At 54.4% G+C, this 13,220-nt stretch carries 13 protein-coding genes; 3 read left to right on the plus strand and 10 right to left on the minus strand.

Annotated elements, in window-relative coordinates:
- Window positions 1–133 precede the first annotated feature (133 nt).
- The 7 genes from HF685_RS12680 to HF685_RS12710 all read right to left on the minus strand — a co-directional run bounded on the left by HF685_RS12680 (window position 134) and on the right by HF685_RS12710 (window position 7,682).
- Window positions 134–1,975, minus strand: a complete 1,842-nt coding sequence (locus HF685_RS12680; protein ID WP_168820304.1) for a DUF885 domain-containing protein — start codon at window positions 1,973–1,975, stop codon at window positions 134–136.
- Window positions 1,976–2,121: 146 nt separating this feature from the next.
- Complete coding sequence (locus tag HF685_RS12685) at window positions 2,122–2,829, minus strand: prolyl hydroxylase family protein (RefSeq protein ID WP_168820305.1); 708 nt, start codon at window positions 2,827–2,829, stop codon at window positions 2,122–2,124.
- A 23-nt stretch (window positions 2,830–2,852) separates the two neighbouring features.
- Window positions 2,853–4,079, minus strand: a complete 1,227-nt coding sequence (locus HF685_RS12690; protein ID WP_168820306.1) for a metal-dependent hydrolase family protein — start codon at window positions 4,077–4,079, stop codon at window positions 2,853–2,855.
- A gap of 196 nt (window positions 4,080–4,275) precedes the next feature.
- On the minus strand, window positions 4,276–5,244 hold the full coding sequence (locus HF685_RS12695; protein WP_168820307.1) for an RcnB family protein: 969 nt from the start codon (window positions 5,242–5,244) through the stop codon (window positions 4,276–4,278).
- 184 nt (window positions 5,245–5,428) lie between these two features.
- Entirely contained in the window at window positions 5,429–6,781 is a 1,353-nt protein-coding gene (gene accC, locus HF685_RS12700) for an acetyl-CoA carboxylase biotin carboxylase subunit (RefSeq protein ID WP_168820308.1), read from the minus strand.
- A gap of 10 nt (window positions 6,782–6,791) precedes the next feature.
- Window positions 6,792–7,277 carry an acetyl-CoA carboxylase biotin carboxyl carrier protein gene (gene accB / locus HF685_RS12705; RefSeq protein WP_168820309.1) on the minus strand — a complete coding sequence of 162 codons (486 nt, stop codon included), beginning with the start codon at window positions 7,275–7,277 and terminating at the stop codon, window positions 6,792–6,794.
- 21 nt (window positions 7,278–7,298) lie between these two features.
- Complete coding sequence (locus tag HF685_RS12710; RefSeq protein ID WP_246218834.1) at window positions 7,299–7,682, minus strand: type II 3-dehydroquinate dehydratase; 384 nt, start codon at window positions 7,680–7,682, stop codon at window positions 7,299–7,301.
- A gap of 154 nt (window positions 7,683–7,836) precedes the next feature.
- On the opposite strand from HF685_RS12710, the gene thiS reads away from it, so the two are divergent.
- Both thiS and HF685_RS12720 read left to right on the plus strand, forming a co-directional pair.
- Window positions 7,837–8,820 (plus strand): sulfur carrier protein ThiS, encoded by a 984-nt coding sequence (gene thiS / locus HF685_RS12715; RefSeq protein ID WP_168820311.1) that lies wholly within the window; start codon window positions 7,837–7,839, stop codon window positions 8,818–8,820.
- A 331-nt stretch (window positions 8,821–9,151) separates the two neighbouring features.
- Window positions 9,152–9,505, plus strand: coding sequence for a UrcA family protein (locus tag HF685_RS12720; protein WP_168820312.1), 354 nt, complete (start codon window positions 9,152–9,154; stop codon window positions 9,503–9,505).
- A gap of 154 nt (window positions 9,506–9,659) precedes the next feature.
- On the opposite strand, the gene HF685_RS12725 is transcribed toward HF685_RS12720, so the two are convergent.
- Both HF685_RS12725 and HF685_RS12730 read right to left on the minus strand, forming a co-directional pair.
- Window positions 9,660–10,406 carry a LytR/AlgR family response regulator transcription factor gene (locus HF685_RS12725; protein ID WP_168820313.1) on the minus strand — a complete coding sequence of 249 codons (747 nt, stop codon included), beginning with the start codon at window positions 10,404–10,406 and terminating at the stop codon, window positions 9,660–9,662.
- Window positions 10,406–11,536, minus strand: coding sequence for a sensor histidine kinase (locus HF685_RS12730; protein ID WP_168820314.1), 1,131 nt, complete (start codon window positions 11,534–11,536; stop codon window positions 10,406–10,408). The genes HF685_RS12725 and HF685_RS12730 overlap by 1 nt, the downstream gene beginning before the upstream one ends.
- Window positions 11,537–11,706: 170 nt before the next feature.
- Here HF685_RS12730 and HF685_RS12735 point away from each other — a divergent pair, with 170 nt between their 5' ends.
- Window positions 11,707–12,258 (plus strand): hypothetical protein, encoded by a 552-nt coding sequence (locus tag HF685_RS12735; RefSeq protein ID WP_168820315.1) that lies wholly within the window; start codon window positions 11,707–11,709, stop codon window positions 12,256–12,258.
- Between the two features lie 15 nt (window positions 12,259–12,273).
- Here HF685_RS12735 and HF685_RS12740 read toward each other — a convergent pair whose 3' ends face one another.
- Window positions 12,274–13,188, minus strand: a complete 915-nt coding sequence (locus tag HF685_RS12740; protein WP_343040052.1) for a metal-dependent hydrolase — start codon at window positions 13,186–13,188, stop codon at window positions 12,274–12,276.
- Between the last annotated feature and the right edge of the window lie 32 nt (window positions 13,189–13,220).

The raw sequence follows: 13,220 nt of genomic DNA on the forward strand, positions 1-13,220 counted from the left end.
TGCCGGTTTATTGGAAACAGGCACGGCGGGATCCACAAACCGCTCATGCTGAGCTGGTCGAAGCAGGGCTCCAAAGCGCAGAGCATCCTTCGACAGGCTCAGGACGAACGGTTCAACCCAAATAGGGCCGTGCTCAGGATTGCGAGGCAATCCAATCGTCGATTTTCTTCTCCAGCACCGTCATCGGCAATGCGCCGGTGTTGAGCACCTGGTCGTGAAACTCGCGGGGATCAAATCTATCACCCAGCGCTTTTTCTGATTTTGCCCGTAGCCGCTGGATGGTCAGTGCGCCGATCTTGTAAGCCAATGCTTGCGATGGAATAGCGATATAGCGCTCAACCTCGGCGGTCGCATCGGTTTTGCCCATGCTGCTATTGTCGAGCATATACTGGATCGCCTGTTCGCGGGTCCAGCTTTTGCTGTGCAGGCCGGTATCGACGACGAGCCGCATTGCACGGAGCATCTCATCATCCAGATGACCGAAGCGCTGGTATGGATCGTTGTAAAGCTCCATATCATAGCCAAGTTTCTCGGCATAGAGCGCCCAGCCTTCCACGAATGCGGTGTTGCCGCCAAACCGCATGAAATTGGGCAGGGCTTCATTTTCCTGCGCGAGGCTGATCTGGAAATGGTGACCGGGCGCGCCTTCGTGCAGGTAAAGCGTGGTTATGCCGGAGGTGTTGCGCGAGGGCAGGTCATAGGCATTGAAATAGAATATGCCGGGCCGCGAGCCGTCCGGCGTGCCGCTCTGGTAGGAGCCGCCCGCCTGGAATTTTTCAACAGCCTCGTCATAGGGACGGATTTCCAGCGGAGATTTCGGTAGCACCTTGAACAATGTGCCAATTTTCGCATCCACTGTCTTGCCCATGTCATAATAGCGCTGGGTCAGGCTCTCGCGACTTTTCGGGTGGAACTTTGCATCCGTCCGAAGATAAGTGAAAAATTCCGACAGCGAGCCTTCAAAGCCCACTTCGTCTTTAATCTCTTCCATCTCGGTTTTGATCCGCGTGACTTCGCTCAGGCCAAGATCATGGATATAATCGGCTTTCAAGGGCAGGGTCGTCGTGTTCTCGATCATGTTTTCATAAAGAACCTCGCCACCCTTCATCGCTGATAAGCCAACTTCCTCGCGCGCGACCGGCAGATATTCGGTTTTGAGGAAATCGTGCATCCGCTGGAAGCTGGCGAAAATATCCTTGGTTGCCACTTCATATTCTGCGGTCAGGCGTTTCTTGTCCGCCTCGCTGAAATCTTCCGGAAAATTCTGCACAGGACCCATGAAAGGGCTTTTTTCCAGGCCAAGCCCGATCTGGGTGGCGAGCTGCTCGATCACGTTGGTGATTGTTAATTTCGTCTCGACAACACCGCTATCCATGCCCTCGCGAAAGCGGCCAACCGAGCGATCAAATATCGTCACAAACTGTTTGTGACGCTTGAGATTATCCTCATAGTTTTTCACGGTTTTGAACGGCGCTGCGCCCTTGCCCGAAGCGAAATCGGGATAGAAGGTGTGGAAGCCGCTGAAATGGTTGAGCGGACGCACGACGGTGAGCGCCATGATCTCGTCCGAATAGCCTTTGAGCGCCTGCTCCTTGTCGCGCTTGAACACATCATAGGCGATTTTGTCCGACGCGCTGAGTTTCGTGCGATCGATTTTCATCAATGCTGCGAGTTCCGCCGCTTCGGCCGCTTTTTCGCCAGCGAAATACGCGTCGCTGATATAATCGCCAAGCTGGTCGGCATAGCGCTGGTCGCCGCGAAACAGCGCGCCGATGGGATTGCGTTTCAGATTTTCTTCATCGCTCCTGGCGAACAAGGCTTTCATCTTTTCGCCTTCGGTCATTTTTGCAGGCTTGGCCTGTTCCTGGGCAGCATCAGCCGCAGCGGTTGCTGCGGAGCCGGCGTTGGCAAAAGCGACGCCGCTAGTGGCCAGAAGGCTGGTGCTGGCGAGGAGGATGAGAGATTTCCGAAGCATGGTAATTCCTTGATACTAAAGACTGTTGTGTCGAGCTAACACAGGTTGGTTGCAGCTGCAACGATTCCGCCATGTTTCCAATGCCGTTGGTCGAAGACTGTCGCCGGTTGATCGGCGGTCAGTCATTTGGGCGCTCTGGTGCGACGCTAATTGGTAGGTGCGCCGCGCCAGGCATTAAGACGGAACCATTTGGTGATGATATACTTCGTGCCTCTGATCACCGGCGTGCCGGCATGCAGCGTGTTGAGATTGGGCTTGCCGTCAATCCCCATATTATTCCACATCAGCAGCATGCCCTTGCGCGGCGCGACGGAATAGGTGAGTTGGGGAAAAGCAGTGCCGCCACCTTCTTCGGGCTCGTTCAAATAGGCCATCGCCGTCCAGGTGCGCTGACCGCCAGCGCGCGCTTCGGTCGGCCAATATTGCTCGCTTTCATGAAAGAAATCGTGATGGTCCTTGAATTCCTGACCAACCTTGTAGCGCTGCCCCTGCAAGATCTCGCTGTGGGACGCGGGGATGCCCATGAGGTCGCAGATCATCTGGTCGATGCGTTTGATATCGGGGTCATGCGGGTCGACATTGCAACTGTCGCTGGTGCGATAGCCTTCCTTTTCCGTACCTTCGTACAGCGTTGATGGTTGCGAGTCCGCATCAATCATTTTCACCAGCAGGTCGCAATCCTTGTCGGACAGAAAATTCTGGCAGACATAGAGCTGAACATGCGGGCTTTCGAGCCATTGCACGTGCGGGTTCGCGTTGAGCGTATCGGTTACGTCGCGCCCGATTTCCGCCATGCGTTTGGGATTGGCGTATTTTAGCGTATCTTGTTTCGAGAGCGGCTTGATCGTTGGCATAATTATCGCTGTCGTCGCTGATGTCAGTCAATCACCCGGCCGCGAACCATCACCCAATCGACATTTTCCAGTACGGTTACATCATCAAGCGGGTTGCCGGAAACGGCGATAAGATCAGCTGAAAAACCGACCGCAATTTTGCCAATCTCGTTCTCCATATCAAGTACCTTTGCCGCTACCGTTGTCGCGCTTGCCACCGCTTCTCGCGGCGTCAAGCCCTGCTCGACCATCAGCGCAAACTCGCCGGCATTGCGACCATGATCAAAGACGCCGGCGTCTGTCCCAAAGGCAATCGGCACGCCCCAGCCATGCGCCTTTCTCATAAAGACTTTGGCGGTCTCGGAAACGGCACGGACCTTATCTTCAACCACCGGGGTATAAATGCCTTTGCCCAGGCGCTCGGTGACACCTTTGAAAGCCATTAAAGTCGGCACCAGGATTGTGCCGTTGGCCTTCATCGCATCGGCCGCTTGCTTATCAAGATAGGTCCCGTGTTCGATTGTGTCGATTCCCGCTTTCGCTGCTGCTTCAATACCGCGTGCACCGTGCGCATGGGCCATGACGTTTAATCCGAGCGAATGGGCGGTGTCGGCAATGGACTTCATTTCCGCATCGGAGAAATGCGCTTCCAGGCCGCGTCCCTGCTGGGAGAGCACACCGCCGGTCGCGGTTATCTTGATAATGTCGGCTCCGGCGCGGGATGCTTTGCGGACTTTCTCGGCGCATTGGACCGGCCCGGTGCAGCTATAGCCGCTAGCAAGCGCGTCGTTTATATCTTCGGTAAAGCCGGTTGTGTCTCCGTGACCGCCAACAATTGCCAGTGCGGGACCGGCAGCGATTATCCGGGGACCGGAGATTTTACCCTCTGCCGTGCCGCGCCGCAAGGAAAAGGCGCTATATTTTGATGATCCTGCCTCGCGGACTGTAGTGAAGCCAGCCTTAGCGGTGAGCTGCGCATTTTTCGCGCCGACCACAACGCCCCATTCGGCTGGTTCGGTGGCTTCTTTCCAGAAATCTCCGCCGGGATCGCCAGTGAGGTGAACATGGAGATCAATCAGGCCGGGCATCACGGTTTTGTTGCTTAGATCAACAATCGCCGGATCACTTGCAGGGTCGAGCATTTCGTCCCGCGATATTGAGAGTATTTTCCCATTCTGAACGCGAATGACCGCTGGTCCGCCAGCATTGCTTTGCGCGTCAGTGATGAGTTGCCCGGCGACAATGACCGTGATTGGGTCTTGTTTTGGCATTTCCTGCGCGAAGGCAGGTAGCGCCAGGAAGGGAGTGCAAAGAATGAGCAAATGTCTGATCAAGGCCGATCTCCAGAATTTTGGTAACTCTGTGTGAAAATGGCAATGCATTCAACCGGAAAATAACCAGCGCAAAAATTATGGCCCGGAACCACATCATGGTTCCGGGCCACCCCGTTATTTCATTTCGTCGACCTTAGTAAAAAAAGTCGTAGATTACGTCGATGACTTCGCCGTTGTAGGTATCGACCAGCAGGACGTCATCATAATAGCGGATCCAGCGGGTGCCGCTATAGGCGGCTGGCAGGCGATACCGCCAGGGATCGTTGATCCAGTAACGTGAGCCGTAGAAGGCTGAGCCGAGATAGATACCCACGTTCCACCGGCGGTAGTTATGGCTCCGATATGGCGAATAATAACGACCTACGCTATAATAGTTGCGGTTGCTGTTGCGGTAGCTGCGCCAGTCATAGCGCCGGTCGCTGCGCCAATTGCGATCCCAGCGGCGCTGGTCACGGCGGCTGTAATTGTTGCGGTTATTCTGGCGGTAACTGCGGTCAATATAACCATCGCGATTGCGATCAACCCGGCGATCAACCACGCCATTGCGGTTGCGATCATAGCGACGGTCAATCACGCCGTTGCGGTTGCGGTCAAAGCGACGGTCGACAACACCGTCGCGGTTGCGGTCGCCGCGCCGGATATCCTGACGGCGATCTATTCTGCGGTCCACCTGGCGCTGGTCCTGCCGTCCCTGCCGATATGCGCGGCGATCCTGACGGATGTCATTCTGGGTAGCCTGTGCGCGGCGCGCTTGACGATTTTCGCGTGCCTGATCGAAGTTGCGGCCCACGTCTTGGCGACTCCTGGACTGTTGACGCGCTTCCTGTCGGGCAGCACGCATGTCACCGCGAACATCGCCGCGGTTATTGCTTTGCTGGGCCCGCATCTGACCGCGATTTCCGCGATCTCCACGATTTGCACCATTACCTCGATTGGCGCGGCGTTCGCCGCGGTTGTCGCGTTGCAATGCCGCGCTTCCAGCAAGATCGACGTTGACCAGTGCTTGTGATGAATTGAGGTTAGGCACGATTTCTGCGGCAGATGCGGCGGCGGGCGTCAGCATCGTGGCAGCCATCAGACCCGTAATATAAAATATACGCATGGCTTATTCCTTGTTTCCACTTTGGTCCGGCGCGACTCCATTTGCCGCATCAGTGAAACAAGTCATAGGTTATTAACCCTGTCGGAGTCCTGAACTGACTTGTTATGTTCAGGAAAGGTAAGAGTTATCTGAACAACTCTTTGCTTCGAACTGATCCTTCAGCATATCAAGGGAGCCGTCTACCCTATTTCAGATTATCTTTCGCCAGCCATTCTTCCAGCCATTTGATGGTATATTCGCCCGACTGGAATTCTTCATCATAGACCAGCTTTTGATGCAATGGAATGGTGGTTTGCACGCCTTCAATAACAAATTCATCGAGCGCGCGGGCCAGCCGCATCATACAGCCGTCGCGGGTGCGGCCATAGACAATCAGCTTGGCGATCATGCTGTCATAATAGGGCGGAATCGAATATCCGGCGTAGAGTCCGCTATCAACGCGGACGTGCATACCGCCTGGCGCATGATAGCTCGTTACCTTGCCAGGAGACGGTGCCCAGGTCTTCGGGTTTTCGGCGTTGATTCGGCATTCGATGGCATGGCCGCTAAACACGATTTCTTCCTGCTTCACAGACAGATCACGGCCATCGGCAATCCGGATTTGTTCACGAACAAGGTCAACACCAGTGATCATTTCCGTGACCGGATGTTCAACCTGAAGCCGCGTGTTCATCTCGATGAAGTAGAATTCATCATTTTCATACAGAAACTCGATCGTACCCGCGCCGCGATATCCCATACCCTTCATAGCATCGACGCAGACTTTGCCCATGCGTTCGCGTTGCTCTGCACTGACGACCGGAGAAGGCGCTTCTTCCAGAACTTTCTGGTGGCGGCGTTGCAGCGAACAATCGCGTTCGCCCAAATGAATGGCATTACCGCGGCCATCACCGAAAACCTGAAATTCAATATGACGCGGATCACCGAGATATTTCTCGATATAGACGGTGGCATCGCCGAATGCCGCTTTCGCTTCCGTGCCCGCCTGTTGCATCTGGGTTTCCAGCTCGGTCTCGCTGTTCACCACCTTCATGCCGCGTCCACCGCCGCCCGAAGCCGCCTTGATTATCACAGGATAACCAACATCCTTGGCAACGCGTTTTGCCTCGCCAATTTCGCTCACCGCACCGTCGGAACCGGGCACTAGGGGAATGCCAAGATCGCCAGCGGTTTTCTTTGCGGCAACTTTGTCGCCCATGATCTTGATATGCTCGGGCTTGGGGCCGATCCACTTGATATCATGCGCTTCAACGACTTCGGCAAAATGTGCATTTTCGGAGAGAAAGCCGTATCCGGGATGGATGGCGTCTGCCCCGCTAATCTCGGCTGCTGATATGATCGCCGGTATGGAAAGATAGCTATCGGCAGCCGGTGGCGGGCCAATGCACACTGCCTGATCCGCGAGTCGGACATGCATGGCATCGGCATCTGCTGTGCTGTGCACGGCCACGGTTTCTATGCCCAGTTCCTTGGCGGCGCGCAAAATTCGGAGCGCAATTTCACCGCGATTGGCGATCAGGATTTTGTTAATTGTCACGCCGGACCCCTCAAGCGATCACCACAAGTGGTTGGTCAAATTCAATTGGCTGACCGTTCTCGACCAATATTGCTTTAACTGTACCGGCGCTTTCCGAAATAATCGGGTTCATCACTTTCATGGCTTCTACGATCAGCAGCGTATCGCCAACCGACACCTTGTCTCCCACGCTGATAAAATTCGGGGCATCCGGTTCGGGTGCGAGATAGGCTGTGCCGACCATCGGGGATTTTTGCGCGCCTGCATGATCATCGGCTGGTGCAGCTTCGGCTGCCGGCGCGGCTGCGGCTACGGGCAGGGGAGGGGCTGGCGCTGGTGGCGCATAAGCTGCCACCGGCGCAGACATAACACCGCCACTGCGGGACACTTTAATCTTGCGGTCACCGTCTTCGACTTCAATCTCGGTGAGACCGGCTTTTTCCAGTACAGCTGCAAGCTCACGCACCAGTTTAATATCGACATTCATGCCATCACTGCTTTCATTTTTGGGAGGCATATTGCGTCCTTTGTTCAGAAGTTAAAATTTAGAGGCGGCATCCAGTGCCAGTTGATAGCCCATCGCGCCTAGTCCGCAAATAGTTCCTTTTGCAACCGGAGAGATTAGGCTCCTGTGACGAAATTCCTCGCGCGCTGCCGGGTTGGAGATATGCACTTCGATAACCGGAACAGATATGGCTTTGATCGCGTCATGCAGCGCGACAGAAGTATGGGTCAGCGCGCCAGCGTTTAATATCACCGCCTGCGCCTCATCCGTTCCCGCTTCCTGCAGCCAATCGACCAGATGGCCTTCATGATTGCTTTGACGGATTTCAACATCAAAGCCGAGCACCTGTGCCTGGTCTTCGAGCCGCCCGGCGATATCATCTAATGTATCGGAGCCATAGATTTCCGGTTCACGCATGCCCAGCAAATTGAGATTGGGACCGTTCAAAACATAAATGGTTTTTTTGCTGGCCAATTTTTGCTCCCCAATGGCGCTTTTGGTTGCGACTTAGGCTACCTCTTTATATGCCCCGAATTTGAAAAGCGAGATCAAACAGATGGAAACCGCCCAAATGACCGAAATTACCATAACGCTAAACGGCGATCCGCATAAGCTGGCCGCAGGTCTTTCCATCGCTGATCTGGTGCGTACGCTGGATTTGGAGCCGGAAAAAGTCGCAGTGGAGCGTAACCGCGAGATTGTGACGCGCTCCATACTTGAGCAGGTGAAGGTCGAAAATGGTGACGCGCTTGAGATTGTCCACTTTGTTGGCGGCGGCGACCATAATGACGATAGCTGGACTGTCGCAGGCAAGACCTTCCACTCCCGGCTGATTGTCGGCACCGGAAAATATAAGAACTTTGAAGAAAATGCGGCGGCGGTGGAAGCTGCCGGGGCCGAGATTGTGACGGTCGCTGTGCGGCGGGTCAATGTCATGGACCGGAACCAGCCGATGTTGATGGATTATGTTGATCCCAAGAAAATCACCTATCTGCCTAACACCGCTGGCTGCTTTAACGCCGATGATGCCATTCGTACGCTGCGACTGGCGCGGGAAGCGGGCGGCTGGGATTTGGTGAAGCTGGAAGTGCTCGGCGAAGCAAAGACGCTTTATCCCAATATGCGTGAAACATTGGAGGCGACCGAGGTGCTGGCCAAAGAAGGCTTCAAGCCAATGGTCTATTGCGTCGATGATCCGATTGCTGCGAAACAGCTGGAAGATGCCGGTGCGGTGGCGATCATGCCGTTGGGCGCACCCATTGGTTCCGGTCTGGGTATCCAGAACCGGGTGACCATCCGGCTGATCGTGGAGGGCGCGAATGTACCGGTGCTGGTTGATGCCGGTGTTGGCACGGCGAGCGATGCCGCTGTTGCTATGGAGCTTGGTTGTGATGGCGTGTTGATGAATACCGCGATTGCCGAAGCGAAAGAACCGGTCCGCATGGCGCATGCGATGAAGCTCGCTGTCGAGGCAGGGCGTCAGGCTTATTTATCAGGTCGCATGGGCCGACGGATGTATGCCGACCCATCGAGTCCGCTTTCAGGGCTGATTTAGTATCATAATACAGCATGATTCGATGTCATCTGTAACTATCTGAATAGTAACAAAAGTTACGTAAAGTTGCTTTGATCGACGGCAAATTGTCGTTGGTCGAAGCTTTGCGCGGTTGGCAGACTACAATCGTAGTTTATCGAACTTGAAGTGATCCTGACGCGTGCCTTGGGTATCTAAAAATCAAGGCGGGAGTGACCCCAAGTTAGAACCAACAGTCTGACGGTCCGTTCCCCGGACAAAAACTCCGCTTCCGCCCCGAAACCCCCAAGCGGGCAATGTCGGCCCCCAATTTTCCGGCAACGCCCGCAAACTATATGCGAGGAGATAAATTATGACGAAGACACTATTGAATAAAGCCCTGATGGCCGCTGCTGCGGTTGCCATAACCACCACCGGGTTTGCCGCAAGTGCGAGTGCCCAGAACCGTACGGTCAGATCGGTAGCGGTAGACTATAGTGATCTCGACCTGGTCAGCGCCGCTGGAAAAGCAACGCTGCAAGGCCGGATCAAGGGCGCGGTGCGTCAGGTCTGTGGTTCATATGATTCCAAAAGCCTTAGAGACATGGCAGATCACGGCAACTGCATGGAACAAGCCAGCAACTCGGCCCAGCGTGCTACGGTCACGATCATGGCGGCCGCAGCTGCGGGCAAGCCTATCAAAACGGCGCTTCTGGTTAAAAACTGAACACAACCCATTAGAAAGCCGCGAAACCCCAATGTAGGCGGCTCAATTTGGCCAAACGACCTACCAACCCCGGTGCCCTTACACCGGGGCTTTTTTATTCTCCATTTTGCTTTGCGAAATTTTGATGGGGACGGCGCGTTCGAGCCGCGCCAAACTAACGACCGGCCAGCTTTTTGGCTTCGGCCAGATGGGTGCGGCCAATACGGATTTCCGTGCCGCATTTCAGACAGGCAATCCAGATTCCACCGCCATCGTGCCGCAATCCGCCAATCCAGTCGCGCCGGACGAGATGCGAACGGTGAAGCCGGATAAATTCTTGCGGATTGAGCCTCTCCTCAAGCCCGGTAATTGTTTGATGCAATAAATAACTTACGCTGCCGACGTGCAAGCGCATGTAATCGCGTTCAGCCTCCACCCGGTCTATCTCGGATGCAGCAATGCGGCGCAGTTCGGATTTATAGGGCACCCAGAATTCTTCAGCCCAGGGCGATTCTTGTTTTTGGGTTGCGGGCATGTTCCCCCGGCGACCCCGCACACGCGATACTGCCAAGGAGAGCCGATCACTCTCCACCGGCTTCAAAACATAATCAATCGCCGCGACCCCAAAGGCTTCAACGGCAAACCGGTCAAACGCCGTAACAAATATAATTGCTGGTGAACCTTCCATGTCCGAGAGTGCTTTTGCGACTTCGAGGCCGGTCATTCCGGGCATCGCAATATCAAGCAGCATCAGATCGGGTTTCAGCTGCTGTGCAAGGCGGATCGCCGCCTCACCGTCGCTGGCGGTGCCGACGAGGTTAATATCATTTTGCCGCGCGCATAAAAGTTGCAGTCGCTCAATCGCCAGCGGTTCATCATCGACAATCAAAGTGGTCAATGGCGGGAAGTCGATATCATCCATTATTTTACGTCCGCTAATAGTGGCATGGTCAGTTCTACAACAAAGCCGCCGTCATCCGGTCTGGTGATGGTGAGGCTTGCCTCGGATCCAAAACGGGTTTCCAGGCGGTCCCGGACATTGGCAAGGCCTATGCCATTGCTTTGATCTGTGCTGCCGCCAGACGGTTTTGCTTCGCCATCGTCTGCGACGATGAGTTTGAGCCGGTCGTATTCCGCTGCGGCACTGATGGATATTGTCACCGGCCTTTTGCTGTGCGCGACACCGTGCTTGATCGCATTTTCGACCAAGGGTTGTAAAATAAGACCCGGCACCAGAACATCGGAAAGCACATTGGGGATTTCAATTTTCGTCTTCAGGCGATCAGGAAAGCGGACCTTTTCAATGTCCAGATACAGCTGTTGCAAATGCACTTCTTCGCTCAATGCAACGTCTTCCAGAGGATCTCCCGACAGGCTGGTCCGATAGAATTTAGATAGGTTGAGGATCATCTCTTCCGCATCAGCAGGCTGGCTGCGCATGACCAGAGTGCTCAGGCTGTTGAGCGTGTTAAACAGAAAATGCGGGTTGACCTGATAACGCAGAGATCGCAGTTCAGCGTCTTGCGCGGCCTGGGCGAAGCGCGACGCGCGGCGCTCCATCTGTCGTACTTCAGAGGCATAACTGAGAGCGAGATATAAGGATGCCCAGCTACTTAACAGCCAGAAACGGGAGATTGCATCTTCGGCAATGGATTTTAGCGCAAAATAGTCCTGCGCCATATATTTGCGCATTTCTTCGGTACTTTTTCCATCAAACAGACTTTCAGGATCATAGACATTGAACACGAGGTGATTGATCCCGGCAATAACGATGGCGAAAGGGATTGCAGCTGTAAAAGCAGTAATGATCCGGGTGGACAGCGGCCGTCCTTCAAACTGCCGGAGCAGCAGATATAATATATAGGTAACGCCGATGCCGAGTATCGTCACGACCACACGTCGCGCCGCCATTTCGGCCGGGGCCGGCCAATCACCGACTGCGACCTTGAGCGTCAGCACGGTTACATAAAAAAACCAGAAGCCGAGGATCGAAAGGATCGCGACCTGATGACCGACAGACGGTGTCGGATTGCCAATATCAAATTTCTTCATTGTAAAAACAGTTTAGGGCAAGATGGTATCATTTGTCTCTATCGGAATCGGTGTGTGGCCCGGCTTGGTCGAAGCAAACTGGTGGTTGGTCGAAACTTTCCGTTTTTAACCAATTGCTAACCATGTTTTGTCAATGTCGCATTGTGGGAACAGAACAGGGAGTCCCGGCGATGACAAAAGAGATACAACCCGTGCCAGGTGCAATGACGCTGGCGGAGATGAAAGAATTTGCCAGCTTCGGTTCGGCAACCCAGCGCTATATCCGGCGTTCGCTCGACGTTGGTCTGGAACGGGCCGATGCAGTGGAAACATGGTCGCGTGACGTTGTCGAAGCAGCCAGCATCAAAGCGCAGATATCCCTGTACAAGCGGTTTCCCGATATCCGCAAAGCGATCCCGAAAGATTGTGCGATCGAGAGCATCGAGGCTTTTATGCCTGCGCTCATATCTCTTGCGGCTTATGATTTGGGTCAGGGCCGCATCAGCTCATTCCCCGCATTTCGCTTTTTATACGAGCGCCTGCTGGGTCCGGATTCCCGGCCATGGTTGCCCGGTGCATTTTGCGCTGCCGCATCGCTTCCGCATCTCCACCCGAAAACGCGCAAAGGCTTGCTACAATCGATCAGCGAAGCGGCTGCAACCGCTCCTGGCTGGTCCACACGCGAGCCGAGTTTCTTCCCGGAATGGGTTGAAAAAGTCGATGTCAGCAAGACGGCGCATTAACAGCTTACTGCTAACTTAGGCTGCTTTCAGGCTATCCGTTGCGTCGCGATCTAATAACGCCGCTTCATATTCGCTGTCTGCAAGATCAATCAAATGCCGGTCGTCTTCGTTCCACGGATGAAACCCGGGTAACAGGAATTTCACACAAGGGATTATCATCTTTCGGCCCATGCCCGGACGGGCGAGCAAAAAAGATAGGAACTTCAGCTTCACGCGCCAGCCTTTGATGCCATCCTGTGCCAGCAAATCCAGTGTGTCGGTGAAGCGATTACGCCAGAAATTTACGGTAACCGCATAAAGAATGAGCGCTTTCACTTTCCAGCGCTGCCAGCGGGTCCAATCCTTGGTTGCATAGAGCCAGGTGTCATAGGCGACGCCTTTGTGCTCGATCTCTTCCAGAGCATGCCAACGCCAAAGATCTGCGGTTTCCTGTTCGGCGCCCGCCATGTGACGCGGATTGGCGAGCAATTCCTTGGCCAGAATCGCAGTATAATGTTCCAGCGTCATCGTGGAAGCCAGATTGGCGATTTTTGGTCGCCCCTGGGTCATGTTTAGCGATTCTGTGATGCGCTCTTCGATCCTGCTTATATCAAAACCGCGCTCTTCAAGCCGCCGGTTCAGTGCAAGATGCTCGCGGCTGTGGATGACCTCCTGTTTGACGAATGCCCGAATTTCCCGTTGCAATTTTGGCGGCGCGCAGTCGCGAAATTCCTTTACGCTTTCTATAAAATAGGCCTCGCCGCGCGGAAATGTGAGTGATAGGGCATCGTAGAAAGCAGTGCCAATCGGGTCGCCGTTTAGCCAGTATTTGTCGCGCGCATGGTCAGCATCTCTGCCGAACCGGCGATCACGCGGTGTGATTTCGTGCCCTTGCGGCGTCGGCGTTGATATTGTTTCAGGCTGGACTTTTACGGGGGTTGGCATATTCATTGACTGGATCCAAATAAAACTAGGTCTGAATA

This window comes from Parasphingorhabdus halotolerans (assembly GCF_012516475.1).
In the GTDB taxonomy this organism is placed as follows: domain Bacteria; phylum Pseudomonadota; class Alphaproteobacteria; order Sphingomonadales; family Sphingomonadaceae; genus Parasphingorhabdus; species Parasphingorhabdus halotolerans.

Coding starts and splice junctions, on each gene's coding strand:
- HF685_RS12680 (WP_168820304.1), bottom strand. CDS start 1,975: ATGCTTCGGAAATCTCTCATCCTCCTCGCCAGCACCAGCCTTCTGGCC.
- HF685_RS12685 (WP_168820305.1), bottom strand. CDS start 2,829: ATGCCAACGATCAAGCCGCTCTCGAAACAAGATACGCTAAAATACGCC.
- HF685_RS12690 (WP_168820306.1), bottom strand. CDS start 4,079: ATGCCAAAACAAGACCCAATCACGGTCATTGTCGCCGGGCAACTCATC.
- HF685_RS12695 (WP_168820307.1), bottom strand. CDS start 5,244: ATGCGTATATTTTATATTACGGGTCTGATGGCTGCCACGATGCTGACG.
- accB (WP_168820309.1), bottom strand. CDS start 7,277: ATGCCTCCCAAAAATGAAAGCAGTGATGGCATGAATGTCGATATTAAA.
- HF685_RS12710 (WP_246218834.1), bottom strand. CDS start 7,682: ATGCGTGAACCGGAAATCTATGGCTCCGATACATTAGATGATATCGCC.
- thiS (WP_168820311.1), top strand. CDS start 7,837: ATGACCGAAATTACCATAACGCTAAACGGCGATCCGCATAAGCTGGCC.
- HF685_RS12720 (WP_168820312.1), top strand. CDS start 9,152: ATGACGAAGACACTATTGAATAAAGCCCTGATGGCCGCTGCTGCGGTT.
- HF685_RS12725 (WP_168820313.1), bottom strand. CDS start 10,406: ATGGATGATATCGACTTCCCGCCATTGACCACTTTGATTGTCGATGAT.
- HF685_RS12730 (WP_168820314.1), bottom strand. CDS start 11,536: ATGAAGAAATTTGATATTGGCAATCCGACACCGTCTGTCGGTCATCAG.
- HF685_RS12735 (WP_168820315.1), top strand. CDS start 11,707: ATGACAAAAGAGATACAACCCGTGCCAGGTGCAATGACGCTGGCGGAG.
- HF685_RS12740 (WP_343040052.1), bottom strand. CDS start 13,188: ATGAATATGCCAACCCCCGTAAAAGTCCAGCCTGAAACAATATCAACG.